This window comes from Streptomyces sp. NBC_01515, assembly GCF_045040345.1.
In the GTDB taxonomy this organism is placed as follows: domain Bacteria; phylum Actinomycetota; class Actinomycetes; order Streptomycetales; family Streptomycetaceae; genus Streptomyces.
Genome location: NZ_CP109416.1, coordinates 5422277 through 5449239 on the forward strand (window position 1 = coordinate 5422277; position 26963 = coordinate 5449239).

Below are 26963 nucleotides of genomic sequence, written 5' to 3' on the forward strand. Positions count from 1 at the left end.
TCGGGGTGGCTTGGACTACTCGTCCTCGTCGTCTTCTACACGTACGAAGCCGTCCCCATCACAGGTCGGGCAGTCGATCGGTTCTTCGACACCGGGCGGAGCGATCAGACCGCTGCCGTCACACTCGGAACAGACCTTGTTCGCCATGCTCATCACCTCCTCTCGATCTACTCGGGGTAGATACCGCCGACCCATGGTCGGGGCCGGCGGCGAACTAGAAGGAGCGGATCAACGGGCGATCGGGGTGGCACTGGCCGCTGCGGCTGCCTTCCCCGACGCCTGTCGGTGACGCGGTGGTGTTCTATCGACCGTGCTGCTCGTCGATGATCTGCTGTGCGATCCGGTCGGCAGCCGCAGCGTCACGTGCTCCGAGCCGCATGGCCGTCTCGATCTCCTCGTCCCGCCGACGCTGCATGTAGCCGGGGCCGTACCAGTTGGCGACCTTCACCATCCCCCATACGAACAGTCCCGGGATCACGACGAAGATGATCAGTACAGACATCATGAGTAGTTCCCTCCGTAACTCCTGCGTGTGATGCGCTCGTTGGTGATCTCTTCTTCGACCATGGCGACCTCGTCGCCCCGGTAGTACGTCCGCCGCCTCGACGTCTGACGCTGAACCTCTTCGGTGGCCTCTTCACGTTCAGCCAGCAACCGGAAGAGCTCGGCACCAAACGCGTAGGCATCGGGGCGGGGGTCGTACCGCCTTGGCCGTTCAAGCTCTCTGGCCATGAACAGCTCCTTCTTCCCGAACTGGCCCGTCGGCTAGCTCGATGGCCATTAAGCTAGCTTCCGAGTCCAACGGAGTCAAGAGATTACACAGACTCCAGAGTCCGCTTGACTCGGGAGATACCATGGCCGCATGGTGGACGAAGAGATGGGCCCCCGACAGAGGGGTGCGGAGACCAAACGACGGCGCACAAGGGAGTTGATCATTGTGTCAACGCTTGAGCTGTACGACGGGAAGACCGAGGGCGACTACACGCGGGATGAGATCGCGGCGGCTGCCGGGGTCGGAGTAGCGACGGTCCACAACAACTTCGGCAGCAAGTACGAGGTGCTGCGGGCGGCCTACGACCGGCTGCTCTCACCGCTCGTCGACACGATCCTTGAAGCCAGTAAACAAAGGGTCTACAAGCCCAGCGACGGCGTGGATGAGCTGCTCCGCTACGTCTATACCATCGCCAAGGTGAGCCATGAGAATCGTGCCCTCACCGTGGGCATGATCCGTGCGTACTTCGACCTGTCGGAAGATGATCTGCCCTACATCCCCGATTCTGAGGATGACCTCACGGAGGAAGAAGGCCGCCGTTTCGTTGACACCGTGCTTGGCGGCAAGATCGTCCAGGGTCTTTTTGTGATCCTCGGGACTGAAGCGTTTCCAGGCAACTCTCTCGGCGATGACCGTAAGCAGTACTCGGGTTCACTGCCGACAATCTTCCTCTATGCGGATGCGCTTCTGATGAAGGTCTACCACCGCAAGGGGGACGGCGTACCAGTCGAGATCACGCGGGACATTTGTACGGCGCTTCTAGCTGTGTGTCTGCCCGAGGATGATTGGTCAAACATCATGGTGCGCATCGAGGCAGTAAAAGAGCTGGTAGATCGTCGCGCCTGAGTGGGTGCGTGTTATGACCTGCACGTATGCCGCACCCATGGAGCGTGACCGTTAATCCCTGGCCGTAATAACCTCATTTCCATTAATGGTGAGGTTATTACGGCTATTGCACATTCGTGTGCAATATGTTATAAATATACACAGATTGCCTAATTGGTAATTGCCCTCTCTCCCCTTTGGGTTGGGCGCCCCGCCAAGTAATTCTTTAGTTGGTGACGCGCCCCCATCCAAACTCTCCGGGAGAGACGCGTGTCAACAGAACTTGGATCCCGCCAGCGTGGCGCCGCTACCAAGCGCAAGCGAACCATTCTCAAAGTTATCGAAGCTGCGAGCTTTCTATTCGATGCTCACGGCTGGTACGGGGTAACCCGAGATGACATCGCCAGAGAGGCGGAAGTCGGCGTAGCCACGATCAACAACCACTTCATCACCAAGCAGGTCATCGCCCTCGCGTCCTACTTCTCGATGCTGAAGCCGATCCTGGCTTTGGCCGACGAGGAGTCGGACGCCCGTGAGGCGTTGATCGACTTCGTGACCGAGCTGGCCGACGTAACGACAACGCTCCCTGTGCTGACCATCGCGTTGCTTCCCGCAACGCGGGACGTGACCAGGTGTGGTGACGAAACACGGTCACCTTCGGTGGAGGTGGAGTTGATCGACTTCGATCAACTCGCCGAGTGCCTCGGCAAGCTGCTGGAGAACTACGGGACCACCGAGTACTACGGCGGCGCCAACCTCACGGAAGTTGCCGAGCTCTACCTGTCCGGCCTGCTGTCAGGGGTGCTCAAGCACCCCGATCGCTCCGGCGAGGACGCCGCAAAGCTCCTTCTGTCCCAGCTCCTCTGACACAACCCAACCACCCCTCACCCTGAAACGAGAGCACCCCGCTGCCCGTTCAGGCTGGCGGGGTGTTTCTCATTTCTGGGGTTTGGAGTTGGCGTTACGCAGCCTTGGCCTTCGCGTACGCCTCCTTGATCTCTGCCGGGACACGACCACGGTCGTTCACGTCGTAGCCGTTCTCCTTGGCCCACGCGCGGATCAGCGCGGTGTCGCCGCTGGAGGTAGCTGCCTGCGTTGCGCCTCCGCGCCTGCTACCTCGCGACTGGCTCAGCTTCCTACCCTTGTCGACGTACGGGGCCAGGGCCTTGCGCAGCTTGGCCGCGTTCTTGTCGTTCAGGTCGATCTCGTAGGTCTTGCCGTCAAGGCCGAACACGATCGTCTCCGACGCCTCGGACTGGTCGAGGTCATCGAGCAGTTGAATAATGGTTTGCTGTGCCATCGTCGGTTCGTCCTTCTTCGGGTTCCAGGTGAACAACGTGTTGATGTTGCTGACTTCTTATCAGCACAGCAACCACACTCGCAACGCAGCCAGAAAATCAGTGTGGAGAAACCCATCATTGGTTGCGGTGTTCTGCATTTCTGAGGATGCCGCCTGGAACCAATCGACCACCAGGCCGTGGCCGGCCTGCGCTGGATCTCCTCGTTCAAGACGACCGCGGAGCGACCTCACGCCCGAGCTGCCACCGGTAGCGCTGTACTCGAACGAACTCCGTTCCTTCTTCCAGTACAGCTCGAACGTCCTGGACTCTGACTAGCGGTTCGTCCGGGAAGTGCGCTTGAACCAAGTCGTGCACCTCGGCGGCAAGTAGCGGCTCGTTCTGTCGCGCCAACGTGATCGCGACCTGCTGGCGGATCGTTGGCCGTGTCGGTGCAGGCAGGATAACGTCACGCAGGCGCTCGATGCCTCGCTGTTCCTGCGCCGCATCGACGGCAAGTTGGGTGCAGATGGCTTCGATGAACTTGCCCGCAACGAAGGTGGCTGTCTTACGCCGATCCGGCTTCTGAAAGAGGAGTATGCCCACGCCAAGAACAACGGCACCAAGCAGCCAGGGGGAGATGCCAATCTTTCGACCCGAGAAGGAGATCAGCTCGAACATGCCCCTGATGGGCAAGGCGGCGACGTTCACGGTGACGACCTGGCCCTCGAAGCCCTCGGCAACATGGACGGCTGCCTCTGCCGCGTCGAGCCAGCGCTTTGGGGCGAACCCCGGATTCTTGAGGTGACGGTCATCCGAGAACACGACGCACGGTGAGATGAGTTTGGCCAACCACCCTGTCGGCACGTCGTCCGGGTCCGTGATCGCCAAGACTTGAGCATCCGGAGCATCCACATCCGAAACCGTCACGAACCGCAGCGCGGGTAGGTAGTACTCCTCAAAGCGCGCGCGGAGGTCGGCAAGCGGTACTGGACTGTACTCAGCGATCGTCGGCAGGTGCTCGTACACCTCTTCAAGGACGTGGTCAGCCGCGTACAACACGGTCGCACCGCTCGTGGTCATCCGGCGCAGCCGCGAGCTCCACCCTTCGTTCCGGCAGTCGTTGTCGATGCTGGACAACAGGGTGTTCGTGTCCACGATGCCGACCAGATGCGGCACGCTTGAACTGTAGGGATCAAGCGGCGTACGTCTGGTGAGCGGCGTGAGCTGATCGTCCGTCATGAACCAACGGTAGGCGTCGGGTCTGACAGTCTCCATCACTTTTCTACTGACGTGCCGCAGTGCTCGTATCTTCCGAGGACACGACGATCAGTCTGAGGGCCGAGCTGGGTTGGAATCGACCGGCTCACCGCCCGTGGCCGGCCTGCGCTAGGTCGGTTCGTTCAAGACGGCTGAGATCCGCCTCAAGAACGTACGTACGGAATGGCTTTGGTGTCGAGAAGAGCAACGACACGAACGATGTGCCTGCGATGGACAGCGAACACCAACAACTTCTGTGCACGGGAACCGGCAACATAGAGTACGCGTCGAGACTCGATGTCCTGACCATTCTCCCAGGCGTCCAATACCTCGTCCGTCGCTTTGCTTCTTGGCGTCTCAGGGAGCACCAGTACGACACCTGGAAACTCCATTCCCTTCACGCCGTGCACAGTTGAGTATGGAATCAGGGGATTATCTCCCAGGTTTGAGACGTTACCCCAATCAACTTCCTTTGGCGCCTTAAACAGATTCCCTAGATCTCCGGGTACCGGAGGAGTTGCGTCGCCCCAATCGGCAGTCTTGAGGAATTCTCTTACCTCAACCGCAAATTCCTTCGCGGTCTTCCCTTCGGCATCGAGTGCGACAGCCATACGTACCGCAAAGTTGCGGAGCCACCGTGTTTCAATACCGAGCTTCTCGCAAATAGCCTCAAGGCCCTTATGCTCAAAATCCTTGCCACTGGTGAGTGCCGCTAGGACAGCGCGCTCTACCTGTCCAGTGACTTTCAAGCGTGTCTGCGAATTGAACTCTGTCGACCTGAGCTTGAACCCTGCATCAGCAATAGAAAGGACCCTATTATTTCCCGACCCTCCGACGGCCACTACACCAGCCGCCTCCATACCATGAGCTCCGGCATGAGCGAGGAGCATAAGGTCACTTGCCGCTAGACCATGCTCTTCGGCAATCTGCAACGCCGCTGGAACGATGTCATCGAGTTTTGAGAATTCGACAAGTTGCACCGGAATTTGCAGCGTCGACGTCTCCCCGCTAGACGTCTCGACTAGAGAACCTGACCGGAGTCCACTATTAAAGGAGGAGATCGCTGGAGAGCTACGGAAATTGTCGCCAAGCTCCAACTGCATCGGCAGGTTCTTCACGAAGTCCTGTACGGCGCTTGGCGTCGCATCACGGAATTCATAGATTGACTGGTCAATGTCACCGACCATCACAACCCGGATGCCGCAATCAAGAAGAAATTGCAAGACGAGTAGCTCCTCGCGACCACAGTCCTGCGCTTCATCGACGATCACTTCTGAGAAACGTGATTGCAGCAGTGGACCGATGATCCCCTTAGCCTCACCGTCTTGCACCCAGAATTCTGCTAGCAATCGGGCTGCGGCACAACTAACAGTGCCCGCTTCAAGCAGCTTGCCAAAGATGTGGGAGGCCCTGCTCTCCGCTTTGTTTCGATTCGCCAAGAGTGCTGTCTTCGCTTCGGCATTGCCAAAGCGCGGATCAACTCGATCCATCACAAGAGTAGCCCGACCGTTACGATCAAAGTCGAACCAACTAAATTCGACTTCACCAGACCGAGGAATCTCGCTCATGCGAAAGCTCGTGCTTGAAATATCCTTCCAGCTTTGCACGTACTTCGGAGGTACCTTGTACTCCCTCACGAAAAGCGGCGTGACGATAAAACGATGGATGAAGGTGTCGAATGTCCCGACAAAGTTTGGTGCTTTCAGGGCATCAACCTGGTCCCCGCATCGGCGTCGCACCTCATCAACCGCCGCGTTAGTAAAAGAGATCAGAGCAACGCCTTGGCGATTCTCTTCCGCAGTCCGTTTCAAGAACCGTGCCACCATAGCGCGGGTCTTCCCGGCTCCTGGGCAGGCGGCGGCGAACAGGCTTTCCTCTGCGTCAACGAGAGCTTGTTGGTCTTCGGTCAAGCTAATGGTGCTCAACTCGCCACCCCGCCAACTCCATCTTCGAGAACACCCCGGATGGCTTCGGCCAGATAGTCAGGCACTTTAAAAGCCTCCTTGTCCTCAATAGAGAGTGCGACATCATGAGCGAACTGACCCTTGCTCATGAAATTCTTTTTCCGTAGCTTTAGATAGAAGCCCCAGGTCGGGCTCTTCTCATTCGCCATGATGTCATCCCAGTGCTTTTGAGATTTGGGATGCTGGCTTAGATATGCCTTCTTGAGGAGAGGTTCGTTTCCTTCCGGGGTAAGCAGATCAGCCTCAAGCGTGTGCGGGGCTTCTGCCACGACAAGGTAGTCTTTTGCTCCGATCGCTTCAGCATGTTCCATCAAGCGATCCTTGCGGTTATTTACTGAGGCTTCATCATCATCGTCTTGTTCGGCTTCATCTCCGTCGCCCTGGTCGTCCTGGACGTCGTCGACCTCTACTTCTGCTTGAGAAGTCTCTTCCCCTTCGGTCTCCTCATCATCTTCCTTCTTCTCTTTGGGAACTTTCGGGTCTCTATCAGTAACAACCGTCAATCGATCCAGCAAACGACAGCCGTTCACCTCAGAGAGTAGAAGTGTGATGTACGGCGCAAAGTCGACGCTACCTACGTTGATGATTGTGACCCCGTGGAATTTCCGCCGCGACTTCACTTGCTCAGGGTCGTTATCATCGCCAAACACACAGTGGCGTGCAATCACAGGAAGGAGCACAGCCTCTGCAATACCTTCTACAAGAATTACCCGACGAGCAAACAGGAGGCCGGCTCGGGTGGCGTCCAGGTACTGGTTAATCTTTCGCCGCTCAGGATCGCTAAGCTGGATCTTAGCTAGGGGAAGCGCGTGCGTCTTGCGGCGGGCTACCTCCTTGGTGTCCTCATCATTTTGGATCGTCTCCTTCTCAATCTTGGTCCGGAGCGCTACGACGTTCTCAATGCCAACACTGCTCGCGAGACTCGGTGAGTGCGTGGTTGCGATGACCTGGATTCGTCCTGCTGGCTTTTGAGTATCGTCATTAGGTGAAGCCTCGGACTGCTCGCGTAGGTAATCAAGTAGCACAGCCTGCAACTGCGGGTGCAGATGTGCCTCCGGCTCCTCAACCAGAAAAAGTGTCAGTTCGGCATCTTGAGCCTTACGCAATTCCAGGATGACCGTAGCAATGAAGAGCAGGTTGGCGTATCCCAATCCAGACTCTGTGAGATCGGCGGGTTCGATGCCATGTTCCGCCATCTTTACCCTGAGACTTCGCGCCAGTCGGTTCAGTTCGTAGTCAGCAAACGTAACCTCGACGCTCTGCCCACGCACGGAGTTCGTTAGTTCGCCCAGGTGCCCCTGGATCTCGCCCGTGGTCGTAGTTAGGACGCCGTGCTTCTTAAGCTCTTTGAACGAATCATTGGCGCTGCTTAGGAAGTCTTCTCGCTCTTCTTCGGTAGTGAGGTGTCGGATGATTCTGAGGAGCCGATTGCCGTCTGACGAATCAAGTTCCCTCTTCGCATCTCGCAGCGGTGCAAGATAGACGTGCGCGATCTGTTCGCGCTTCTCGGGTTCTGCGTCCGTTCCACCTACAGGACCAGCCGTGAAAGTCGATCGCACGTTGTGCCGACGCTTTGAGTCGATCGCATATTTTGCCGAGTAGATGGCTTGGTTGGTGGCGACGTCCAAAGCTGTAATGTAGTGCGCGCGCTGAGTTTTCGTCAGACCGTCATAAGACGCGTGGAGTTCGGCTTCTTGACCTTCCTGGCCGTGAGATAGGTCGGACTCATCAAAGTATCTTGTGGCTCGGCGGTTTAGAGGCGCAGTTGCAAGCCGTAGCGCCTCGATCACATTAGACTTGCCAGAGTTGTTCTCGCCAACGAGAAGTGTGATGCCTGGTTGAAACTCGACTTCCGTTTCATAACAGGATCGGAAGTTCTTGAGGCGGAGACTCCGCAAGTACATCCCAGGCTCATTGTTCTCGTCGCTCATAAATAGTTCCTCGTATATTCCATGTCTACTATTCTAAACAAAAGCCTCCTTCTGTACCATGCGTCACATAAGGAAGCCTGGGCACCTTGCCACACAACTCCCTGGCTGCGCAGGTGAACTGACGGGTAATACGACAGATCCTGGCCAGTCGAACGGGGGTGCGAAGATGGTGGGGAGGTAGCCGTTCCGGCAGATGTCAACGAAGAACGCCCCGTGACGATGGCCACGGGGCGTTCTTCGTTCTCTGAAGTTGTCACTTGCTCTCCCCTTCTACCGCGCGCCGGCCACAGCCCGTAGATCGACTCGACCAAGCTCCCGCGGATCATCCGCTAGACCGGTGCCTCCCCCTCCGCCTCCTGCCAAACAGTGGCCAACGGCCAAGTTGAGGACGTGATGCTCGTGACTCTGTCGGCCCAGGGAGCTGCAACCTACGCAGCGGCCATGCCTTCCTTGTCGTGCTGAACCAGTGCGACTGCTGCATGCGGAAGATGCAGTGATGACATGCGAACAGCGGCAGCTCCGTGTCCCGGACGACCATCTCCCCGACGTGAGCCACTGGAACGCCGAGCGCTTCACAGCGGAAGCAGGTTCCTTGGTACCAGTCGAACAGTCCCCATATCTGCTGCGGCTTCATCGGGCGCCGGGGTGTCGTTGGTCGAGGACATCAACCGTGCGCCGGCCACGACTGTCAGGTCGCATCGGTCATCCGCATCATCGTGTTCGCCGAGAGCGTCGTGTTGAGGAGGCTGTCGAGGAGCGCACGGCGTGCTTGGTGTTCAGATGAGCTGTACCTCGCACGAAGTCCCTGCGGTAGAAGCAGAGGTACGTGCTCGTAGACACAGTTGGATGGTTCCAGAGCAAAGCCGAGTGGCAGTTCAGCCCACACGATCTTGCCACCGATGCTCGGGTGGTAGATGTTCCACTGCTTCGCAACGGCGTCGACAAGCAGCAGCCCGCGTCCACCCTCGGCGTCCTGGTCGGGGTCTTTCCTTACGGGGGTCGTGCTCGTTCTGTCCCAGACCTCGACAAACAAGCTGGTTTCGATGGCACGGAGCTGGCCCCCGATGACCAACTTGTCAGTGGCCTGCGGGTCGCTCTCGTTGCTTGCCCTGACGGCGTTTGTGGCCAGCTCACTCATGATGAGCGTCGCGGTTTCGACGTGCTCTTCCAACTGCCAGAGCGTCAAGTTGTGTTGCACGAACAACCGCGCAGCAGCCACGGCTTGAGGGATGGCGTTCAAGCGGATGGAGGAGGCCAGAAGCGGAATCGGTGTCACGTCGTTGGCACTCATGACGCAACACTTCCCGGTTGCTGAATGGTGTTCTGGATGACCCAAAGCCGGGCGCCGAGTTCACCCTCGATGTGGTCACGCATGGCGGCCTGGAGGCCAGGAAGCCGGGCGAAGTGCCACAGGGACGGCACGATCACGTGCTTGATCTCCGTCGTCTTGAGCGCATCGACGAGCGCGAAGAACGCGGACTCATCGCTGACGCCGAGCCGTTCGATGAACAGCCGCTCCAACTCAAAGCCCTCGCCCTGGGTGTAGCGCCTCAACTCCCCTTCGATTGCCGAGTTTTCATCTGGATCATCGCTTGCAGCGAGTCGCATGTAGCCGAACATGAGCGGTCGCATCCGTTCCTCCTGGGGGACTGGAACGGTTGGCGAGCAGTGGCACGGGGGTTCCATCTGCTCGCCAACCTGCTCCTCAGAGAAGCGGGTTGACCTGCAAAGACACCACAGCAAACGTGCGGCAGTCTTGCCGCATTGATGCGGGATTCCCGGCGCTGGCCTGCACGGATGCCACTTGCACGGTTATGGTGAAAGCTCGCCCCCGCATGGAGGGATGGGCGATGTCAGCGAAGCGGATGGGTCTCGTCCGGCGCCGCAAAGCGGCAGGCCACACCCAAGAGAGCCTTGCCGAGTTTCTTGGTGTCGAACGCTCGACAGTAGGTCGCTGGGAGTCCGCCGAGACGGAGCCGCAAGCTTGGTTACGGCCAAAGCTTGCCCGCGCGCTCAAGGTGTCGAACGAGGAGCTTCAAGCACTGCTCGACGACATCACTGTCACCGACTCCCGCCCCAGCGAGCGGATGACGTATGCCCTGGAGAATCCAGCAGCGGCCGATCTCATGGTGGTCGCCTACATCCATGAGCAGCTACGGAAGCTGGATGAGTCGTACGACCAAGAGGCATCGACGGCACTGCTTGGGCGAGCCGGTCAGCTTCACGGCCAGGTGCGCTTCCTCCGTGAGAACGTCGCAAACCCACGCGTGCGCCGAGCGCTGTACGAAGTCGAGGCCGACTCAAGCACCTTGATGGGTCAGCTGTGTTGGGACGTCTCTCAGCGCCGCGACCACCAAGCTCCGCTCGGGTACTTCAAGGAAGCCGTCGAGGCTGCCCGTCACGCCCGAGACCCGTCTACTGAGTCGTACGCCACGCTCCGCATGAGCTTCGTTGCGCTGTACGGCGAGAAGAACCCCGTCCGAGGCGTGACCCTCGCAGAACAAGCTGCCGACGCTGCTCAAGCCGTCAGTCCGTCGCTCACTGGGTTGAGCCTGCTTCACGTTGCTGAGGGGCACGCCATGACCGGCGCTCTCTCCGAGTGCGAGGATGCCCTGAAGAAGGCCGAGACCCAGTTCGATCGCGCTCATCCCGATGATGTGGCCGCGCCGTACTACACAGTGAACGAGTTCAACCGGCTGGCTGGCTCCTGCTACCTGTTCCTCGACCTCCCCGAGCGCGCCGAACCCATCTTGCGCATGACTTCTCGGGCGCTGGCTGCCAAGAAGAAGAGCCAGGCGATCACGCTGGGGAACCTGACGTTGGCACTCATCCGTCAAGGAAAGCTCGACGAAGCTGCCGCGTCCATGCACCGCACCATTGATGCCGTGGAGCTGACGCGCGGCGGCGGCGGTCTTAATCTGGCGTTCTCTGCTGGGCGAGAGCTGCGGCAGTGGCGAACCGAACCATGGGCGCAGGAGATTAACGACCGTCTGCTCGCCCTGATGTAGAACGGGTGGAGCGTTGACGGACATCGACCAGCAGAAGCAGGCCGTGCGTGAGCGGGTGTGGCGACGACTCATCGACGGCGGCGGTGCACCAGCGGATTCGTACGGGAAGATTCCGGGCTTCTACGGTTCGGAGGCGACAGCCGAACAGTTGGCGACTCTGGATGAGTGGCAGGGCGCCACCACCGTCAAGGCGAATCCTGACTGGGCACAACATCCCGTTCGCGTTCGTGCCCTGAAGGACGGCAAGCTTCTCTACATGGCCGTCCCAAGGATGGCGAGCCTGCAACCGTTCTTCCTGCTTGATCCCGAGACGTTGAAAGTCTCCGCCGAGGAAGCTGCCGACAAGAAGGGCGCGGCTCAAGTGGCCCGCCGGCTCGGCGTTGAAGACATGCGACCTATCGACCTCGTGGTGTGTGGCAGTGTCGCCGTGAACCGGTCGGGTGCGCGCATCGGCAAAGGTGCCGGGTACTCCGACCTTGAGGTTGCGCTGTTGATCGAGGCGGGTCTCGTGACGGATAAGACGGTGATCGTCGCGCCGGTTCATCAGCTCCAAGTCGTCGAGGATGACATTCCCGAGACTGAGCATGATTTCTCGGTGGACTACATCGTCACGCCCGATGAGGTGATCCCGTGCGGCAACCGGCGTCGGCCATCGGGCCTTGTCTGGAACGACCTCACCGCCGAGAAGATCGCCCAGATTCCGGTCCTTGCAGCGCGTAGGTGTCAGTAACTAAGTAACTAAAGACTTACCCGAAGCGGCCAGTTGGCCCGAGACACCATTCGCCACAGGCGTTTCATGTTGGTGTCACTCCCTTGCGATCAACTCCGCACCCCTCGTACTCTCATGTCCTGCACAGACACGGGGGATGGTCCGACGTCCTTACGGTCGACGCTCAGTCATCCGGACTGCGTGAGGCAATGAGCCCAACTTCATACGCGGCCTGTACGTCGGCAGGGCCTCAGTTGATCACAGCGATTACCGCGGTGGTTGATCTGAGACCTGCCACCTGTCTTCCGGCTCGCGTTCAGCTCGACTACCGCTTACGAGACGGGAGTCGAGAAGTTGGAGCAGTCAATCCTCATCGTGCTAGCGGCTTGTAGCGTCGCCTCCGCCGTCATATATGGCGTGAAGCAACTGCTAGACCAGTTGCCGGATGTCATTGCTTCCTGGCACCGAGCCGTCGCAGCTTGGCGCAAGCGCGATGATGACGCGCCCGTGCCTATGCCCGCTTCCAGTGACAGTGACGCTGACTGATCGCCGTCCCGTACATGGCCCTCAGCATGTGGGTGACCTGCGCGTTTCTCGCTCATTGAGTGAGGGTGTGCATACGGGCCGGTATCGCGTTGGCCGCCGTCGACGATCACAGCAGTGGTTCCGACGGCGGTTTGCGCGCTGGAGACCTACCACGCGTCAGCTTTTAGAGCCGGTTAGCCCAGTTCTTCACCGGCCAAGGCACGAGCCAACGCCACCACCATGGCGGGAAATCCTGGTGGTGACGAGGTATCCAACCCAAGTACCACGACCGCACGTCGATACGCGCACTCTCGGTAAACTCCCGGATCAGGGCCTGGAACTTGCGGTCTTTCCTCGACGCCTCCGTACCGTAGTACTCCTCAAGATCTTGTTCCATCGTGGGCGGGCGAAAGTCGTCGAGACTACTGATCGGTCCGTGCTCTGCTGCGAGCTCCTCCTCGAACACGAAGAGCGTTGCACCAGCCCGCTCCGGCTGGGTAAGGGCTATAAGGTAGGAAGCGAGCTTGTCGGCGGCGCTCCGCACTGGTTTTGGTGAACGCAGATGGATTGCCTGGCAAGCGGCATCCAACTCTGCGAGACCTTCCTCACCATCGCTGTAGTAGTAGCGCGCACACGCACTCATGAACCGGTCGTAGGCAGCGGCACGGTCTTCACGCCGTCCCAGCTTGACCATCACGAGCGGTTGCGATGCGGCTTGAAACCCCTGCATAGCCGCTTTCCCGGCAGCACCGATTATCGGTTCGCTCATGCTCCCCGCCCGTGAGATTGTCAGCGTTCGCCTCAAGAACCCTATCCGTGAGGACGTACGGCAGGTACGGCGATAAGTAGCCACCAGGCTTTCGGCGTAGAAGGACCCTCAACCGCCGCGTGGTCGGGCGTTCTTTGCTGTCGATCTTTCGTCATAGATGGTCGCGATCAAGGCCAGATCGGCATCCGTGTCGGCGATCACCGCTGGTCGCCGCAGCAGCATCCCGGAACACCCCCTGGAACGGCACCCGAGACGCCTGCCACAGGCGCTCTGACCTGCGCGTTTGCCAGCCTCGCAGGACTGCCCACGGGCCCCTCATGCGAGTAGACTGACCCCTGTCGGGATGGGTGCATAGCCACACATTTGACTACTCGGCCGTGGCCATCCCGGCATCCCCGCGCGCCGAGCCACCCATCCGCACCCGTACCCGCACCGCTCGCACGGCCCGTACCGCTACTGCCTGCATTGCCTGCACTGCCTTGTACATCTCAACCCCCGTGAGGTTCCTGTCAGTTCACTTGCTCGCCCGGTCAGCCGCTGAGGTTCAGCGATTGCCCGTCATACGTCAGCCGTTCTTCGTCCTACGTCCGTCACCGCTCGCCCTCGCTCCTCCCGTCAGCCGCCACCCCCTCCCACCGCCCCGCCGGCGAGCCCGATCACCACAGGCAGCACGCCGACCGCGATGAACGCGGGCAGGAAGCACAGCCCCACCGGTGCGCTGATCAGGACGGCCGCCCGCCGGGCCCGTGACGTCGTGGTGCGGGTCCAGTCGGCGCGGGCCTCCGCCGCGAGCCGTGCGACCGGTCCGGCCGCGGGGAGCCCCGACTCGTCGGCCCGTTCGAGCAGCCGGGCCAGCGGGCCGGCACCCGGAAGCGAGGCCAACCTCCGCCAGGCGTCGGCCGGTTCGCCACCGAGCCGCACCTCTGCCGCCGCACGCGCCAGCCGTTCCCCCAGGGGCCCTGAGAGGGCCTCTCCCACGGCCTGGGAGGCGATCACCGGCGAGGCTCCGGCGGCGATGCAGGCGGCCAGCAGATCGGCAGCGAGCGGGAGTTGGCGGGCGGCGGTGGCGGCATCGCGCTCGGCGACGGCATCGCCGGCCACCTGCCGACGCCGCCACTGCCACAGCCCGACGGCGACGACAGCACCCACCACAACCCCGGCGAACCCACCGACCAACACCCACCCGGCACCCACCACACCCACCGCGGGCAGCCACCTCCGCGCAACGTCCCGAGCCTCGAACCGCCGCCCGGCAGAAGCCACTTCCCGAACCTCCCGAACGTCCCGAGCTTCCCGGAGCAGCAACCCGGCCAGCCGTCGCCGCGCCCTCCGCTCACACCGCACCCCGTCCAGCCACCGCACCAACCACCCCACGACCAACACCGCCCCCACAACGACCCCCAGCCTGTGGACAACTTCCGCACTCACGCCGCCTCCTCTCTCCGAACTCCGGCCAACTTCCGCTTCCACGCCGACACCGCTCCGGGCTCTCGCAAAGCGCCGGATCCCCTCAGACCTCGCGACGACCAAGCGATCTCCGGCACCCCGCCCACCCCGATGCCTTTAGGGCGCGGGATGGGCGCGGGGCTGTATCGGCATGAGGCTCCACCGCGAGGGCGCACCCACCCGCACCCCTCACCCCGCGAACCCCGATGCCCTCAGGGGCGCGGGGCTGTATCGATATGCGGCTCCGCCGCGCGGGCGCGACCAGCCCCCACCCACCCGCACCCCGCACCCCGCACACAACCGAAACCACCCACCCCAACCCGGCAACGGCAACCACCACCCCCGCTCACGCCGCCTCCACCCCCCGCACAATCCGCAGCGCCCACCACAGCCCCAAGCCCTCCAACGACCCCCCGACCACCAGGCACCCCAACCCCGCCCCGCTGTGCAGCAGCACCCGCAGCGGATCCGCACCCATCGCCGCGCCCAGCAACAGCCCGAGCACCGGCAACCCGGCGAGCATCACCGCGGTGGCCCGCGCCCCCGCCAACTGGGCGCGAAGATCGGCCCGTTGATCCCGGTCGGCACGCAACGCCCCTTCGAGCCGGTCCAGTCCCGCCGCGAGCCCGGCACCCTGATCCACGGCGACCCGCCAGCACGCGGCCAGCCCCAACAACCCCTCCGCGCCCGGCTGTCGCGCCGCAGAGGTGAGCGCACCCGGTACATCCCCGCCGAACCGCGCCGCCGCCAACACCCCGGCCTGCGCCTCACCGAGCCCACCGGAGTCACTCGCCGCCCGCAGCAACGCCTCCCCCGGCTGCCGCCCAGCCCGTACCTCCCCGGCCAGCGCCGAGCACAGCCCGATCACCGCGTCCCCGCAGAACTCCCCCGCCCGCCGCGCCTCCCCGGCCACCCGCACCCGCCGCAGCAACGGCACCCCGACCGCCCCCGCGACAACCGGAATGACCGAAGCCCCCAGCACCGCCAACACGAGCCCGGCACCCAGCGCCCACCACTCGACCCGCAACCGCCCCCGGACCCGCCGCAGTTCACCCACGCCCCGCTCCCACAAGGGCGGCCCAACGCCCACCGCTCCCCCACCCGCGAACAACAACTCCGCCCGCCGAGCCCCGGATCGCCGCCCGCCCATCAACCAGACCAGTCCCCCGACACACACCGCGACCACCCCGACCGACACGTCACTCATCGCCACACCCATCACCACTCCCGCTCACCGTCACCGCAGCCCGTCCCGCACCCACGCCCATCACCACTCCGGCCCACCTGCTGCTCGTCCAGCGCAGAACCCACGACCACTCCGGCCCATCTGCCGCCCGTCCCACGCGGAACCCACGACCACTCCGACCCACCTACCGCTCGTCCCGCACGGCTCCCATGACCACTCCCGCCGCCCAACACCCGCCCCACGCACGCCTCCAACTCACCGCTCAGGCCCACCCACCGGCCGACCGGTACGACGCCCGTGACGGTTGCCACGCGCCGAACCCGCCCCACCCGCACGCGCGTCTCCACTCCGACTCCCACCTGGCCACCCGGCCACCCGGCCACCCGGCCACCCGGCCACCCGCCGGAGATCCACCCCGGCGACGCCCACGACCACTCACTCCCGCCAGCCCGTCCCCACCCCGTCCTAACCCCCGTCACCTCCACCCCGAATCAGCTCCCGCAACCGCTCCCACCCCCGCTCATACGCGAACGCCTCCACCCCCCACCGCAACGCCGGCACCGTCCGCACCAACCCCGACGGATCCCGCTCCAGGACATGGACCTCGGCGATCCGTCGCCGCCCAGCCCGGTCCCGTACGAGATGCAGGACCACCGACAAGGCCGCCGCCAACTGGCTGTGCAGCGCCGCCCGGTCGAGGCCGGCGGCCGTACCCAGGGCCTCCAGGCGGGCCGGGACATCGGCCGCCGCGTTCGCGTGGACGGTCCCGCAGCCGCCCTCGTGGCCCGTATTAAGGGCTGCGAGCAAATGAAGAACCTCAGGCCCTCGCACCTCACCGACAACCAGCCGGTCCGGCCGCATCCGGAGCGCCTGGCGGACCAGGTCCTGGAGCGTGACGAGCCCGGCGCCCTCCTGGTTGGCGGGTCTGCTCTCCAGCCGTACGACGTGCGGATGGTCCGGTTTCAGCTCCGCCGAGTCCTCCGCCAGCACGATCCGCTCACCCGGTCCGACGAGCCCCAGCAGCGCGCTCAGCAACGTCGTCTTGCCACTGCCGGTACCGCCGCTGATCAGGAACGAAAGCCGCGCCTCGATCAACGCTCGCAGGATGCGGTCCCCGCCCGGCGGCACCGTGCCCGCCGTGACCAACTCGTCCAGCGTGAAAGCGCGCGGCCGTACGACCCGCAGCGACAGGCAGGTACAGCCGACGGCGACCGGGGGCAGTACGGCGTGCAGGCGGGTCCCGTCGGGCAGCCGGGCGTCGGCCCAGGGGCGGGCGTCGTCCAGCCGGCGTCCGGCCACCGCGGCCAGGCGTTGCGCGAGGCGTCGTACGGCTGCCGCGTCCGGGAAGGAGACGGCGGTCAGCTCCAGGCCGCCGCCCCGGTCGACCCAGACCCGGTCCGGGGCCGACACCAGGACGTCGGTCACCGAGGGGTCGGCCAGCAGGGACTCCAGCGGGCCGCTGCCCACCAGCTCGGACCGCAACTGCTCGGCGGCGCCCAGCACTTCGGCATCCCCCAGCACCCGCCCCTGCTCCCGCAGTGCCTGCGCCACCCGCGCGGGCGTCGGCTCACCCCCGCTCTCGGCCAGCCACCGCCGCACACCGTCGAGCAGTCCGACGGGCATCCCCGCCCCGCCACTCGCCCCGCCCGCATCCGAAGCCCACCGTCCCAAAGCCCCCGCCGAGCCCCGCACCCGATCGACCCCGACGACCCCGCTCGGCCCGCCCTCGTTCGAAGCCCATCGCCCCGAAACATCCGCCGAATCCCGCACCCGATCGACCCCAACGCCCCCACTCGCCCCGACCCCACCCGAAGCCCACCGCCCCGAAGCACCCACCGAATCCCGCACCCGCTCACGCCCGATCGCCCCACTCACCTCGACCTCACCCGAACCCCCCACCGAGCCCCGCATCCGACTGACCCCGACGTCCCCGCGCACCCCGGCGCCACCCGAAGCCCACCGCCCCGAAGCACCGCCCGAGTCCCGCACCCGCTCAACCCCGACCGCCCCGCTCCCCGGAACACCCGCCGAACCTCCGTCCCCCAAAGCCGCGCCCCTCGCCGCACCCGCCGAACCGCCCATCCCCGCCGGCCCAGGCACTCCGCTCCCCAGAACCCCCGCCACACCACCCCGCTCGGAACCCCCCGCGCTCCCCACCACCCGCCTCATACGCCACCCACCTCGACCAACGCCCGCTCCAGGAACTCCCGGCAGAACCGCGCCAACGGCCCCCTCCCCGCCGCCCCCGGCGGCGACTTGCCCTCGTGCGGCCGCAACAGCCCTGATTCGACCGGCACTTCACCGGCCAGCGGCAGGCCGAGGAGGCGGGCCACCTCGCGGTCGTCGAGGCCGGGGGCGTACGGCCCGCGCACCGCCACGCGGAGGTCGCGCAGGACCATGCCGACGGCGGACGCGACCCGGCCGGCCGCCGCGACGGCGCGGAGTTCGGCGGGGACCACGAGGAGGCCGACGTCGAGTTGGGCGAGGGCTTCGGCGACCCCGTCGTCGATGCGGCGGGGCAGGTCGACCACGACCGTGCCGCCGCGCCGTCGGGCCGCGGCGAGGACCGCCCGCACCGCCTGGGGCGGGATGGCGACGCAGTCTCCGCGGTCCCAGCTGAGCACCCGGAGCGAGTGGAGTTCGGGGAGGGACTCCTCCAGGGCGCCACCGCCGACCCGGCCGCGCGAGGCGGCGAACGCGGGCCAGCGCAGGCCCTCCGCCGTCTCGCCGCCGAGGAGTACGTCGAGTCCGCCGCCCAGCGGATCCGCGTCCACCAGGAGCGTGCGCAGCCCCTCACGCGCGGAGGTGACGGCGAGGGCGCACGCGAGCGTGGACGCTCCGGCCCCGCCGCGGCCGCCGATGACGCCGACGGTGAGCGCGGGACGGCCGACGCCCTCGGCCACGTCGGCGATGCGGTCGACCAGCCACTGCTCGCCGTCGGGCAGCATCAGGACGTGGTCGGCGCCGATCTCGACGGCCCGCCGCCAGACCCCGGAGTCGTCCTGGTCCCGGCCGACCAGCACCACCCCGCGCCGTCGGGCGGCCCCGCGCACCCGGCGGGCCGCGTCGTCGCCGACCAGGACGAGCGGCGCCGTCTCCCAGCCGCCCTGGCGCTCCGGCACCCCGTGATGGACCTCGGGTGTCGCGCCGGCCGCCGCGCACAGGCGCAGCAGGTCGTCGAGGAGTTCGACGTCCTCGGTGACGATCAGCGGTCCGCCCTGTCGCCCTCCGGCGGCGTGCGGCGGATCGTGTGTGACGGTTCCGGCCATGTTTTCCATCCCCCATCGCTGTGTCTCTCGCGTCACCCCTGCGGCCCCGCGATTTCCAAAGGTGTGGAGAACCGGGGACCGGCCCTCCATATGCACGGCCGACAGAAACCGGCCAAACGCGTCCGACAAACGGAACGGGCCATGAACTCGCCGCGAGCGAGGACGCGTTGGAATCACGGTGCGGGCATCGCGGAAATCGTGTGGATCTTGGTCGAAAACTGTGGACAACTCAGGGCCTGTGAATATCGCCTTCACCCATACCGGTGACCCCTGTACTCACCTCTGTACGAGTTCCACAGCGCAGTCCGCCAACTACGCACGGTGACGAGTTCTGGGCATGAAAAAGAGGCGGCATCAGCCGCCTCGGGTTGGCCTCACGACCACGTACAGGGAGGGAAAAAGCGTCCGGACATGCGACGACCCCCACCGGGGGGGAGAGTGGGGGTCGCCTTCACGGCCGACTCGGGGGGGGAGGAGCCGGACCGCGTTAGCACGGTCGCGAACGATCCGTGACTTCCATGGTGTACCCGAGAGGCCTCTCAGGCAAACCCACGCGCCTCACCTTACGCCGAATGGGCTGCGCCTATGCTCTGGGTTGTGGAAAACCACTCCTTGCCCCGCACAGCAGCCTTCTTTGACCTGGACAAGACGGTCATTGCGAAGTCGAGCACGCTCACCTTCGGCAAGTCCTTCTATCAAGGCGGACTGATCAACCGCAGAGCCGCCCTGCGGACCGCCTATGCGCAGTTCGTCTTCCTCACCGGTGGCGCCGACCACGACCAGATGGAGCGGATGCGGAAGTACCTGTCCGCACTCTGCCGCGGCTGGAACGTCCAACAGGTCAGGGAGATCGTCGCGGAGACGCTGCACGACCTGATCGACCCGATCATCTACGACGAGGCGGCCTCGCTCATCGAGGAGCACCACACCGCCGGCCGCGACGTGGTGATCGTGTCCACGTCGGGCGCCGAGGTGGTCGAGCCGATCGGTGAACTCCTGGGCGCGGACCGGGTGGTGGCGACCCGCATGGTCGTGGGCGACGACGGCTGCTTCACGGGCGAGGTGGAGTACTACGCGTACGGCCCGACGAAGGCCGAGGCGATCAAGGAGCTGGCGCAGTCCGAGGGGTACGACCTCGACCGCTGCTACGCCTACAGCGACTCGGCGACCGATGTGCCGATGCTGGAGTCGGTCGGCCACCCCTACGCCGTGAACCCGGACCGCACGCTGCGCCGCGAGGCACTCGCGCGCGGGTGGCCGATTCTGGACTTCAACCGCCCGGTCCGGCTCAAGCAGCGGCTGCCCGTGCTCTCCGTACCGCCCCGCCCGGCGCTGGTCGTGGCGGCGGCCGTGGGTGCCGCGGCGGCCACGGCGGGGCTCGTCTGGTACGCGAACCGACGCAAAGCGGTGACCGTTTAAGCCGGTTGGTAACCCTTTGAACGTAAAAGTAAAGAACCGCGACCAGGGGTTCCGCTTCCTCCAGGGCTGGAGTACAAAGGATTCAACGGCCCGCGAGACCAAGGACATCCGAAAGGATCACCTTAATACCGCATTTGGCCCCACGGACCGCGCATGACCATCGAGCACCCACGCGACGTCGACCCGTCGATTACGGGCCAGCCGCACCAGGTGACGGGCAACGTTCCCGACCTGATGGGCAATATTTCGAGGACGCTTGGTAACCCGGTGGAACATGCCAGCGGCGGTACGAATCCTCGTACCGCCGCATCCCTTTAATGGCCCTCCAGTAGAGGGCCATTTCGCTGTCAGGCGGCCCCGCGCTGAAGCGCCTCGCACACCGCCGTCGACTCGCGCGCCCCCAGCTCGACCGCCCTGCCGCAGTGCGCGATCCAGGCGGCCATGCCCTCCGGGGTGCCCGATACGTAGCCGTCCAGGGCCGCCAGATAGGCCGCGCGCCCCAGTTCGGCGTGGCCGACCTCCGCCGGGCACACGGACTTCGGGTCGAGGCCGCTGCCGATGAGGACGATCCGCTCGGCCGTGCGCGCGACCAGGCCGTTGTGGGAGGTGAAGGGACGCAGGGCGAGCAGTTCGCCGTGCACGACGGCGGCGGTCACCAACGCCGGTGCCGAGCCGCCCGCGATGACCAGGTCCGCGAGTCCGTCCAGGCGCCCGGACACCTCGGCCGCGCCCGGCAACGGCAGTTCGACGAGCGGCTCGTGAACCGCCTCCCCCTGCTGTCGCGGCCGGCCGACCGCGTCCTCGTTGCTCGCGGCCGCCACCAGGTGCAGTCGGGCGAGCACCCGGAGGGGCGACTGCCGCCAGATGGACAGCAGTTGGCCCGCCTCGGCGGACAGCCGGAGGGCCGCGCCCATCGTGCGGGCCTCCGCGTCACCGCTGAAGTCGGTACGCCGACGCACCTCTTCGAGTGCCCAGTCGGCCCCGGACAGCGCCGCCGAGCCACGCGCGCCGCGCAGTGCCGCCTCGGCGGTGAGCTCGTTGCTGCGGCGCCGCATGACGCGGTGCCCGTAGACCCGGTCCACGGCCTTGCGCATGGACTCGACGGACTCGGCCACTCCGGGCAGCGTGCCCAGGGCCGCGAGCGGATCGGCGGTCGCACCTGTCGTACTCATGAGTACGACAGTAGCCATCCCCGGGGCGCGCCCCACGATTGAGTGGTCTTCTTCACGCACACCTGCCACACACAGCTACGCCACGACTACGCTTCGTGAACATGAAAATTGCTTTCGTCGGGAAGGGCGGCAGCGGGAAGACCACCCTGTCCTCCCTGTTCGTCCGCCACCTCGCGGCCACGGCCCAGCCGGTCGTCGCCGTCGACGCGGACATCAACCAGCACCTGGGCCCCGCCCTCGGCCTGGACGAGTCCGAGGCCGCCGCACTGCCCGCACTCGGCGAGCACCTCCCCCTGATCAAGGACTACCTGCGCGGCACCAACCCGCGCATCGCCTCCGCCGACACGATGATCAAGACCACCCCGCCCGGCGAGGGCTCCCGGCTGCTGCGGGTGCGCGAGAACAATCCGGTCTACGACACCTGCGCGCGACCGGTGGAACTCGACGGCGGCGCCGTCCGTTTGATGGTCACGGGCCCCTTCACGGACGCCGACCTGGGGGTCTCCTGCTACCACTCCAAGACGGGAGCGGTGGAGCTGTGCCTGAACCACCTGGTGGACGGGCGCGACGAGTTCGTCGTGGTGGACATGACGGCGGGCTCGGACTCCTTCGCCTCCGGCATGTTCACCCGCTTCGACATCACGTTCCTGGTGGCCGAGCCGACCCGGAAGGGGGTCTCCGTCTATCGCCAGTACAAGGAGTACGCCCGCGACTTCGGGGTCGTCCTGAAGGTCGTCGGCAACAAGGTGCGGGACCAGGACGACCTCGACTTCCTCCGCGCCGAGGTCGGGGACGACCTGCTCGTGACGGTGGGGCACTCGGACTGGGTGCGCGCCATGGAGAAGGGCCGGCCGCCCCGGTTCGAGCTCCTGGAGGACGCCAACCGCCGCGCCCTGCGGCTGCTGGAGATCGCCGCCGACGCGACGTACGCACTGCGCGACTGGGAGCGCTACACGCGGCAGATGGTGCACTTCCACCTGAAGAACGCGCAGAGCTGGGGCAACGAGCGCACCGGGGCCGACCTGGCGGCGCAGGTCGACCCCGGGTTCGTGCTCGACGAGAGCGTCACCGCCACCGCGTGAAGCGCGCCCTCCCCGAACTACCGCTTACCGCTTGACCAGTAGCTCCTACTGCTTGACCGCCGGCGCCCCGGGGACGCCCTTCGGGGCCGGGGCGGGGCGGCCGGTCAGGAAGGACGTCCAGCCCGGCTTCGGTGCCTCGCCGACGTTCAGGGTGCGCAGCTTGGCCAGGGTCTGCGGGTCCTGAGCGTCCAGCCAGTCGGACAACTGCCGGAAGGACACGCAGCGCACCTCGGACTTGTTGCAGACCTTCTCGATGACCTCGTCGAGGGCACGCATGTAGGTGCCGCCGTTCCAGGACTCGAAGTGGTTGCCGATGACCAGGGGCGCGCGGTTGCCGTCGTAGGCGCGGTCGAAGCCCTTGAGGAGGCCGTCACGCATCTCGTCGCCCCACTGGTCGAACTTGTCGGGGTCGCCCTGGGTCTGCGTGCCGGACTGGTTGACCATGAAGTTGTAGTCCATGGTCAGCTGCTCGTAGGTGTGGCCGGGGAAGGGGACGAGCTGCATGGACAGGTCCCACAGCCCCTCCTTCTTCTTGGGCCAGATCTGGTCGTTGACCCCGCTGGTGTCGTAGCGGAAGCCCAGCTGGCTGGCCGCCTTCATGAAGTTGGCCTGGCCCTCCAGGCAGGGCGTGCGGGCGCCGACGAGTTCCTTGTCGTAGTCGAAGGGCAGTGAAGACGCCTTCTTCATCCCGGAGTTGGTCTTCCAGGTCTTCACGAACTGCTTCGCCTGGGCGATCTCGCTCTTCCACTCGGCGACCGACCACTCGCCGACCCCGCCGTTCTTGCCGCAGAAGTGACCGTTGAAGTGGGTGCCGATCTCGTTGCCCTCCAGCCACGCCAGGCGCAGCTGCTTCACGGTGTCGGCGATGCCCTGCTCGTCGTTGAAGCCGATGTCCGAGCTGCCCGGCGAGTGCTCCGGGGGCTTGTAGAGGTCGCGCTTGTCCTCCGGCAGCATGTACACGCCGCTGAGGAAGTACGTCATGTTCGCGTGGTTGGCCTTGGAGACCTTGCGGAAGTGGGAGAACAGCTTCTGGCTGTCCTCGCCGGCGCCGTCGAAGGAGAAGACCACGAACTGCGGGGGCTTCTGGCCGGGCTTGAGCCGCTCGGGTCTGGGCAGATGCGGCTGCGCCCCGGTGTACGACGTGGAGCCGTCCCCGATCAGGCGGACTCCGCTCTTGGGTGCCGGGGCGGGCGCCGCCTTGTGCGGACCGTGCGCTCCCTGCGGGGAACCGTTGTCACCGATCGCGCAACCGGCGAGCGACGCGGCACAGGCCGCGGCGATCACGGCGCCCGCGGTGATCCTCTGGGTGGCGGCCATGTCCGCCCACCTTCTTCCTTCGTTCGGACCGACGCCGGTCAGGGCGTTTTCTGGTGATGTGCCGGGAATCCCGGCAGCGCCGCCAAGGTCGCACGGGGCCGAAGGTGGGATTAGTACGACAAGCCGATGAAATTCTCACTTCACTCTCCGTAGTGACTTATTAGCCCATTTGCTCGCAAACCCCATGCTTGACCTTTACTCTGCATTACGATCCATTTACCGAGCGTTGAGATATCCCGCCGCTGCACGCCGTGACCCCACGGCCGCGACCGACCCCCGCCATCGACGGGGACCACCAGTTCCGCGACCGCGCTGCCCCGGAGGAGACGGGAAGACATGTCAGCCTGCGTACCCACCCGCGCCACCGACTCGAATGCGACCGCGCATCGGACGAAGCGCGTCCACCCGCCGCACAGCCCGCCGCCACCCCCGCGCCGCCGGTTCCGTATCGCGGGCGCCGATGTGTCGGCCTCCATCGCGGTCTTCCTGATCGCCCTCCCTCTGTCCCTCGGCATCGCCCTCGCCACCGGCGCACCCCTCCAGGCCGGCCTGGTCGCCGCCGCCGCCGGCGGTCTCGTCGCCGGTCTGCTCGGCGGCTGCCCCCTCCAGGTCAGCGGCCCGGCCGCCGGACTCACCGTGGTCACCGCCGACCTGATCCACCGTTACGGATGGCGCACGACCTGCGCGGTCACCGTCCTCGCGGGCCTGGCCCAACTCGCCCTGGGCTGCGTGCGCGTGGCCCGCACCGCGCTCGCCGTCAGCCCCGCGATCGTGCACGGCATGCTCGCCGGCATCGGTGTCACCATCGCCGTCGCCCAGCTGCACATCGTGCTGGGCGGCACCCCGCAGAGCTCAGTCCTCGCCAACCTCCGCGCCCTGCCCGCCCAGTTGGCCGACCTGCACCCCGCCGACGTGGCGATGAGCGTGCTGACGCTGGCCCTTCTGCTGCTGTGGCCGCGCGTCCCCGGCCGGCTCGGGCACCTGATGCGCAAGATCCCGGCCGCGCTCGTCGCCGTAGCCGGAGCCACCCTCACCGCCTCCCTCACCGGGCTGAGCCTGGCCAAGGTCGACCTGCCGTCCTGGAGCAGTCACGCGCTGGCCGGACTGCCCGAGGGGCCGGTGCTCGGGATCGCCGCCGCCGTGCTCACCACCACGCTGGTGTGCAGCGTGCAGTCGCTGCTCGGCGCCGTCGCCGTGGACAAGCTGATCGCCGGGCAGCCCGGGCTCTCCGCCCGCGTCGGCCGCTCCGACCTGAACCGCGAACTGCTGGGCCAGGGCGCCGCCAACATCGTCTCCGGCGCACTCGGCGGACTACCGGTCGCGGGCGTGGCCGTACGGAGTTCGGCGAATGTGCAAGCCGGTGCCGTGAGCCGGAACTCCACGATGCTGCACGGCGTTCTCGTAGTGGTAGCCGCGCTGCTGATGGTCCCGGTGCTGGAGCTGATTCCCCTCGCTTCGCTCGCCGCACTCGTGATGGCCGTCGGCATCCAGATGGTGTCCCTGCACCACATCCGCACGGTGACCCGCCACCGCGAAGTCCTGGTCTACGCCGTCACCACCCTCGGCGTGGTCTTCCTCGGCGTCCTGGAGGGCGTGCTCCTCGGGGTCACCGTGGCCGTCGCCGTCGCCCTCAACCGCCTTGCCCACACCCGCATCACGCACGACGAGAAGGAAGGAGTCCATCACGTACACGTCCGAGGACAGTTGACGTTCCTCGCGGTGCCGCGGCTCAGCCGCACCCTGCATCTCGTACCCCAAGGCACCCACGTCGTCGTGGAGTTGGACGGTTCGTTCATGGACCACGCGGCGTACGAGTCACTGCAGGACTGGCAGAGCGCGCACACCGCGCGCGGGGGCTCCGCCGAACTGACCGGGCGGCGTACGGGAGTTCGCGTCACCGAGCCGGGCCACACCGGGGACGAAGCGACACCTGCCGACACCCCGACCGGCACGACGAGCGGCACGACGACCGAGACTCCCGCCCTCACCACGGCTCCGGCCCGCACCTCGGCCAACCCTCCGGCCGGTGAGCCGACGACGTCGACCGCCTGCCGCTGCCACCCCTGGACGCCCTGGCGCAACCACCAGTGCGACCACCCGCAGTCCGCCCCGCCGAGCGGACACCCGGGCGAGCCCACGGACCGTCCCGCACCGGGCGACGCAGGCACCGGCACGGACACCCACCCCGGTGCCGGCAAGGACACCGGCCCCGGTGGCCACCAACTGGCCCGTGGCATCAGCGCGTTCCAGCGCAACACCGCCCCGCTCGTGCGCGGGGAGCTGGCCCGGCTGGCCAGGGAAGGGCAGCGGCCCTCGCAGCTCTTCCTGACCTGTGCCGACTCGCGGCTGGTGACGTCGATGATCACCTCCAGCGGTCCCGGCGACCTGTTCGTCGTGCGGAACGTGGGCAACCTCGTGCCGCCGCCGGGCGAGGAGAGCGGGGACGACTCGGTGGCCGCCGCGATCGAGTACGCGGTGGACGTGCTGCGCGTGAGATCGATCACGGTATGCGGGCACTCCGGGTGCGGGGCCATGCAGGCGCTGCTCAACTCCGAGCCCGGGGGCGCCCAAACGCCGCTCAAGCGGTGGCTGCGGCACGGGCTGCCGAGCCTGGAGCGGATGGCCGACGACGGCCGGCCCTGGGCGCGGTTGACCGGAAGGGCGCCCGCAGACGCCGTAGAGCAGTTGTGTCTGACCAATGTGGTCCAGCAGTTGGAGCATCTGCGGGGGCATGAGTCGGTGGCTCGGGCCTTGCGGGAGGGGGCGTTGGAGCTGCACGGGATGTACTTCCATGTCGGTGAGGCGCAGGCGTACTTGCTGACCGGGGAGGACGGGGACGATGTGTTCGACGGGGTGGGGGTGGCGGATCTGTCGGCCTGAACCTTGTTCACCCGGCGTCCGTGGGTACGAAAGACCCCCGCCACGCGTATCGCCCAGCGGGTCCGATGACAGGTCTAAACCAATATTTCGGCGACCCTTGTCATCGGACCCCCGGGTCTGATGAGCTGGCCCGGGACACAACGGACACCCTG

The 26963-nt window shown here is 65.4% G+C and carries 24 protein-coding genes; 8 read left to right on the plus strand and 16 right to left on the minus strand.

The annotated features are described in order from the left end of the window. Positions 1-15 precede the first annotated feature (15 nt). The 3 genes from OG407_RS24100 to OG407_RS24110 all read right to left on the minus strand — a co-directional run bounded on the left by OG407_RS24100 (position 16) and on the right by OG407_RS24110 (position 732). Complete coding sequence (locus tag OG407_RS24100; RefSeq protein WP_405861066.1) at positions 16-147, minus strand: hypothetical protein; 132 nt, start codon at positions 145-147, stop codon at positions 16-18. Positions 148-301: 154 nt separating this feature from the next. After that, the gene (locus OG407_RS24105) at positions 302-505 is read right to left on the minus strand and encodes a hypothetical protein (RefSeq protein WP_405861068.1); all 204 of its coding nucleotides are present in this window, start codon (positions 503-505) and stop codon (positions 302-304) included. Further along, positions 502-732 carry a hypothetical protein gene (locus OG407_RS24110; protein ID WP_405861070.1) on the minus strand — a complete coding sequence of 77 codons (231 nt, stop codon included), beginning with the start codon at positions 730-732 and terminating at the stop codon, positions 502-504. The genes OG407_RS24105 and OG407_RS24110 overlap by 4 nt, the downstream gene beginning before the upstream one ends. A 130-nt stretch (positions 733-862) precedes the next feature. Here OG407_RS24110 and OG407_RS24115 point away from each other — a divergent pair, with 130 nt between their 5' ends. Together OG407_RS24115 and OG407_RS24120 are read left to right on the plus strand one after the other, a co-directional pair. Beyond that, positions 863-1618 (plus strand): TetR/AcrR family transcriptional regulator, encoded by a 756-nt coding sequence (locus tag OG407_RS24115; RefSeq protein WP_405861072.1) that lies wholly within the window; start codon positions 863-865, stop codon positions 1616-1618. A 249-nt stretch (positions 1619-1867) separates the two neighbouring features. After that, the gene (locus OG407_RS24120; protein ID WP_405861074.1) at positions 1868-2464 is read left to right on the plus strand and encodes a TetR/AcrR family transcriptional regulator; all 597 of its coding nucleotides are present in this window, start codon (positions 1868-1870) and stop codon (positions 2462-2464) included. A gap of 94 nt (positions 2465-2558) precedes the next feature. On the opposite strand, the gene OG407_RS24125 is transcribed toward OG407_RS24120, so the two are convergent. From OG407_RS24125 to OG407_RS24150, 6 genes are all read right to left on the minus strand, one after another. After that, the gene (locus OG407_RS24125; RefSeq protein WP_405868562.1) at positions 2559-2897 is read right to left on the minus strand and encodes an Lsr2 family protein; all 339 of its coding nucleotides are present in this window, start codon (positions 2895-2897) and stop codon (positions 2559-2561) included. A gap of 205 nt (positions 2898-3102) precedes the next feature. After that, the gene (locus OG407_RS24130; protein WP_405861076.1) at positions 3103-4116 is read right to left on the minus strand and encodes a hypothetical protein; all 1014 of its coding nucleotides are present in this window, start codon (positions 4114-4116) and stop codon (positions 3103-3105) included. 182 nt (positions 4117-4298) lie between these two features. Beyond that, on the minus strand, positions 4299-6044 hold the full coding sequence (locus OG407_RS24135; protein ID WP_405861077.1) for a UvrD-helicase domain-containing protein: 1746 nt from the start codon (positions 6042-6044) through the stop codon (positions 4299-4301). Positions 6045-6055: 11 nt separating this feature from the next. Continuing rightward, a complete protein-coding gene (locus OG407_RS24140; protein ID WP_405861079.1) occupies positions 6056-8029 on the minus strand; it encodes an ATP-dependent nuclease in 1974 nt (657 codons plus the stop codon). A 688-nt stretch (positions 8030-8717) separates the two neighbouring features. Next, the gene (locus OG407_RS24145) at positions 8718-9320 is read right to left on the minus strand and encodes an ATP-binding protein (RefSeq protein ID WP_405861081.1); all 603 of its coding nucleotides are present in this window, start codon (positions 9318-9320) and stop codon (positions 8718-8720) included. Beyond that, entirely contained in the window at positions 9317-9661 is a 345-nt protein-coding gene (locus OG407_RS24150; protein WP_405861083.1) for a recombinase family protein, read from the minus strand. The genes OG407_RS24145 and OG407_RS24150 overlap by 4 nt, the downstream gene beginning before the upstream one ends. Positions 9662-9879: 218 nt before the next feature. Here OG407_RS24150 and OG407_RS24155 point away from each other — a divergent pair, with 218 nt between their 5' ends. Both OG407_RS24155 and OG407_RS24160 read left to right on the plus strand, forming a co-directional pair. After that, positions 9880-11037 carry a helix-turn-helix transcriptional regulator gene (locus OG407_RS24155; RefSeq protein ID WP_405861085.1) on the plus strand — a complete coding sequence of 386 codons (1158 nt, stop codon included), beginning with the start codon at positions 9880-9882 and terminating at the stop codon, positions 11035-11037. Positions 11038-11050: 13 nt separating this feature from the next. Beyond that, positions 11051-11767, plus strand: a complete 717-nt coding sequence (locus tag OG407_RS24160; RefSeq protein WP_405861087.1) for a 5-formyltetrahydrofolate cyclo-ligase — start codon at positions 11051-11053, stop codon at positions 11765-11767. A gap of 688 nt (positions 11768-12455) precedes the next feature. On the opposite strand, the gene OG407_RS24165 is transcribed toward OG407_RS24160, so the two are convergent. From OG407_RS24165 to ssd, 5 genes are all read right to left on the minus strand, one after another. Next, positions 12456-13040, minus strand: coding sequence for a hypothetical protein (locus tag OG407_RS24165; RefSeq protein WP_405861089.1), 585 nt, complete (start codon positions 13038-13040; stop codon positions 12456-12458). A gap of 615 nt (positions 13041-13655) precedes the next feature. Next, on the minus strand, positions 13656-14468 hold the full coding sequence (locus tag OG407_RS24170; RefSeq protein WP_405861091.1) for a type II secretion system F family protein: 813 nt from the start codon (positions 14466-14468) through the stop codon (positions 13656-13658). 364 nt (positions 14469-14832) lie between these two features. After that, positions 14833-15693, minus strand: coding sequence for a type II secretion system F family protein (locus OG407_RS24175; protein WP_405861093.1), 861 nt, complete (start codon positions 15691-15693; stop codon positions 14833-14835). A gap of 444 nt (positions 15694-16137) precedes the next feature. Beyond that, entirely contained in the window at positions 16138-17295 is a 1158-nt protein-coding gene (locus OG407_RS24180) for a TadA family conjugal transfer-associated ATPase (protein WP_405861095.1), read from the minus strand. Positions 17296-17837: 542 nt separating this feature from the next. Beyond that, a complete protein-coding gene (gene ssd, locus OG407_RS24185; RefSeq protein WP_405861097.1) occupies positions 17838-18941 on the minus strand; it encodes a septum site-determining protein Ssd in 1104 nt (367 codons plus the stop codon). A 585-nt stretch (positions 18942-19526) separates the two neighbouring features. Between ssd and OG407_RS24190 the strand changes: the two genes are divergently transcribed. Together OG407_RS24190 and OG407_RS24195 are read left to right on the plus strand one after the other, a co-directional pair. Continuing rightward, on the plus strand, positions 19527-20360 hold the full coding sequence (locus OG407_RS24190; RefSeq protein ID WP_405861099.1) for an HAD family hydrolase: 834 nt from the start codon (positions 19527-19529) through the stop codon (positions 20358-20360). A 153-nt stretch (positions 20361-20513) separates the two neighbouring features. Beyond that, complete coding sequence (locus tag OG407_RS24195) at positions 20514-20678, plus strand: hypothetical protein (RefSeq protein WP_403596181.1); 165 nt, start codon at positions 20514-20516, stop codon at positions 20676-20678. 29 nt (positions 20679-20707) lie between these two features. Here the strand turns inward: OG407_RS24195 and OG407_RS24200 are convergent, their stop codons facing one another. Continuing rightward, complete coding sequence (locus tag OG407_RS24200; RefSeq protein ID WP_403596178.1) at positions 20708-21532, minus strand: oxidoreductase; 825 nt, start codon at positions 21530-21532, stop codon at positions 20708-20710. 101 nt (positions 21533-21633) lie between these two features. Between OG407_RS24200 and OG407_RS24205 the strand changes: the two genes are divergently transcribed. After that, positions 21634-22614, plus strand: a complete 981-nt coding sequence (locus tag OG407_RS24205; RefSeq protein ID WP_405861101.1) for an ATP-binding protein — start codon at positions 21634-21636, stop codon at positions 22612-22614. Between the two features lie 45 nt (positions 22615-22659). Here OG407_RS24205 and OG407_RS24210 read toward each other — a convergent pair whose 3' ends face one another. Beyond that, a complete protein-coding gene (locus tag OG407_RS24210) occupies positions 22660-23931 on the minus strand; it encodes a hypothetical protein (protein ID WP_403596172.1) in 1272 nt (423 codons plus the stop codon). 336 nt (positions 23932-24267) lie between these two features. Between OG407_RS24210 and OG407_RS24215 the strand changes: the two genes are divergently transcribed. Further along, a complete protein-coding gene (locus OG407_RS24215; protein WP_405861103.1) occupies positions 24268-26811 on the plus strand; it encodes a bifunctional SulP family inorganic anion transporter/carbonic anhydrase in 2544 nt (847 codons plus the stop codon). Positions 26812-26963 lie beyond the last annotated feature (152 nt).

Bases quoted from the DNA above. Each gene is read 5' to 3' on its own strand.
- OG407_RS24110 (WP_405861070.1), bottom strand. From the start codon at position 732: ATGGCCAGAGAGCTTGAACGGCCAAGGCGGTACGACCCCCGCCCCGAT.
- OG407_RS24115 (WP_405861072.1), top strand. From the start codon at position 863: ATGGTGGACGAAGAGATGGGCCCCCGACAGAGGGGTGCGGAGACCAAA.
- OG407_RS24105 (WP_405861068.1), bottom strand. From the start codon at position 505: ATGATGTCTGTACTGATCATCTTCGTCGTGATCCCGGGACTGTTCGTA.
- OG407_RS24150 (WP_405861083.1), bottom strand. From the start codon at position 9,661: ATGCGACCGCTCATGTTCGGCTACATGCGACTCGCTGCAAGCGATGAT.
- OG407_RS24125 (WP_405868562.1), bottom strand. From the start codon at position 2,897: ATGGCACAGCAAACCATTATTCAACTGCTCGATGACCTCGACCAGTCC.
- OG407_RS24100 (WP_405861066.1), bottom strand. From the start codon at position 147: ATGGCGAACAAGGTCTGTTCCGAGTGTGACGGCAGCGGTCTGATCGCT.
- OG407_RS24200 (WP_403596178.1), bottom strand. From the start codon at position 21,532: ATGAGTACGACAGGTGCGACCGCCGATCCGCTCGCGGCCCTGGGCACG.
- OG407_RS24190 (WP_405861099.1), top strand. From the start codon at position 19,527: ATGCTCTGGGTTGTGGAAAACCACTCCTTGCCCCGCACAGCAGCCTTC.
- OG407_RS24205 (WP_405861101.1), top strand. From the start codon at position 21,634: ATGAAAATTGCTTTCGTCGGGAAGGGCGGCAGCGGGAAGACCACCCTG.
- OG407_RS24175 (WP_405861093.1), bottom strand. From the start codon at position 15,693: ATGAGTGACGTGTCGGTCGGGGTGGTCGCGGTGTGTGTCGGGGGACTG.
- OG407_RS24140 (WP_405861079.1), bottom strand. From the start codon at position 8,029: ATGAGCGACGAGAACAATGAGCCTGGGATGTACTTGCGGAGTCTCCGC.
- OG407_RS24130 (WP_405861076.1), bottom strand. From the start codon at position 4,116: ATGACGGACGATCAGCTCACGCCGCTCACCAGACGTACGCCGCTTGAT.
- OG407_RS24195 (WP_403596181.1), top strand. From the start codon at position 20,514: ATGACCATCGAGCACCCACGCGACGTCGACCCGTCGATTACGGGCCAG.
- OG407_RS24215 (WP_405861103.1), top strand. From the start codon at position 24,268: ATGTCAGCCTGCGTACCCACCCGCGCCACCGACTCGAATGCGACCGCG.
- OG407_RS24210 (WP_403596172.1), bottom strand. From the start codon at position 23,931: ATGGCCGCCACCCAGAGGATCACCGCGGGCGCCGTGATCGCCGCGGCC.
- ssd (WP_405861097.1), bottom strand. From the start codon at position 18,941: ATGGCCGGAACCGTCACACACGATCCGCCGCACGCCGCCGGAGGGCGA.
- OG407_RS24165 (WP_405861089.1), bottom strand. From the start codon at position 13,040: ATGAGCGAACCGATAATCGGTGCTGCCGGGAAAGCGGCTATGCAGGGG.
- OG407_RS24145 (WP_405861081.1), bottom strand. From the start codon at position 9,320: ATGAGTGCCAACGACGTGACACCGATTCCGCTTCTGGCCTCCTCCATC.
- OG407_RS24155 (WP_405861085.1), top strand. From the start codon at position 9,880: ATGTCAGCGAAGCGGATGGGTCTCGTCCGGCGCCGCAAAGCGGCAGGC.
- OG407_RS24180 (WP_405861095.1), bottom strand. From the start codon at position 17,295: ATGCCCGTCGGACTGCTCGACGGTGTGCGGCGGTGGCTGGCCGAGAGC.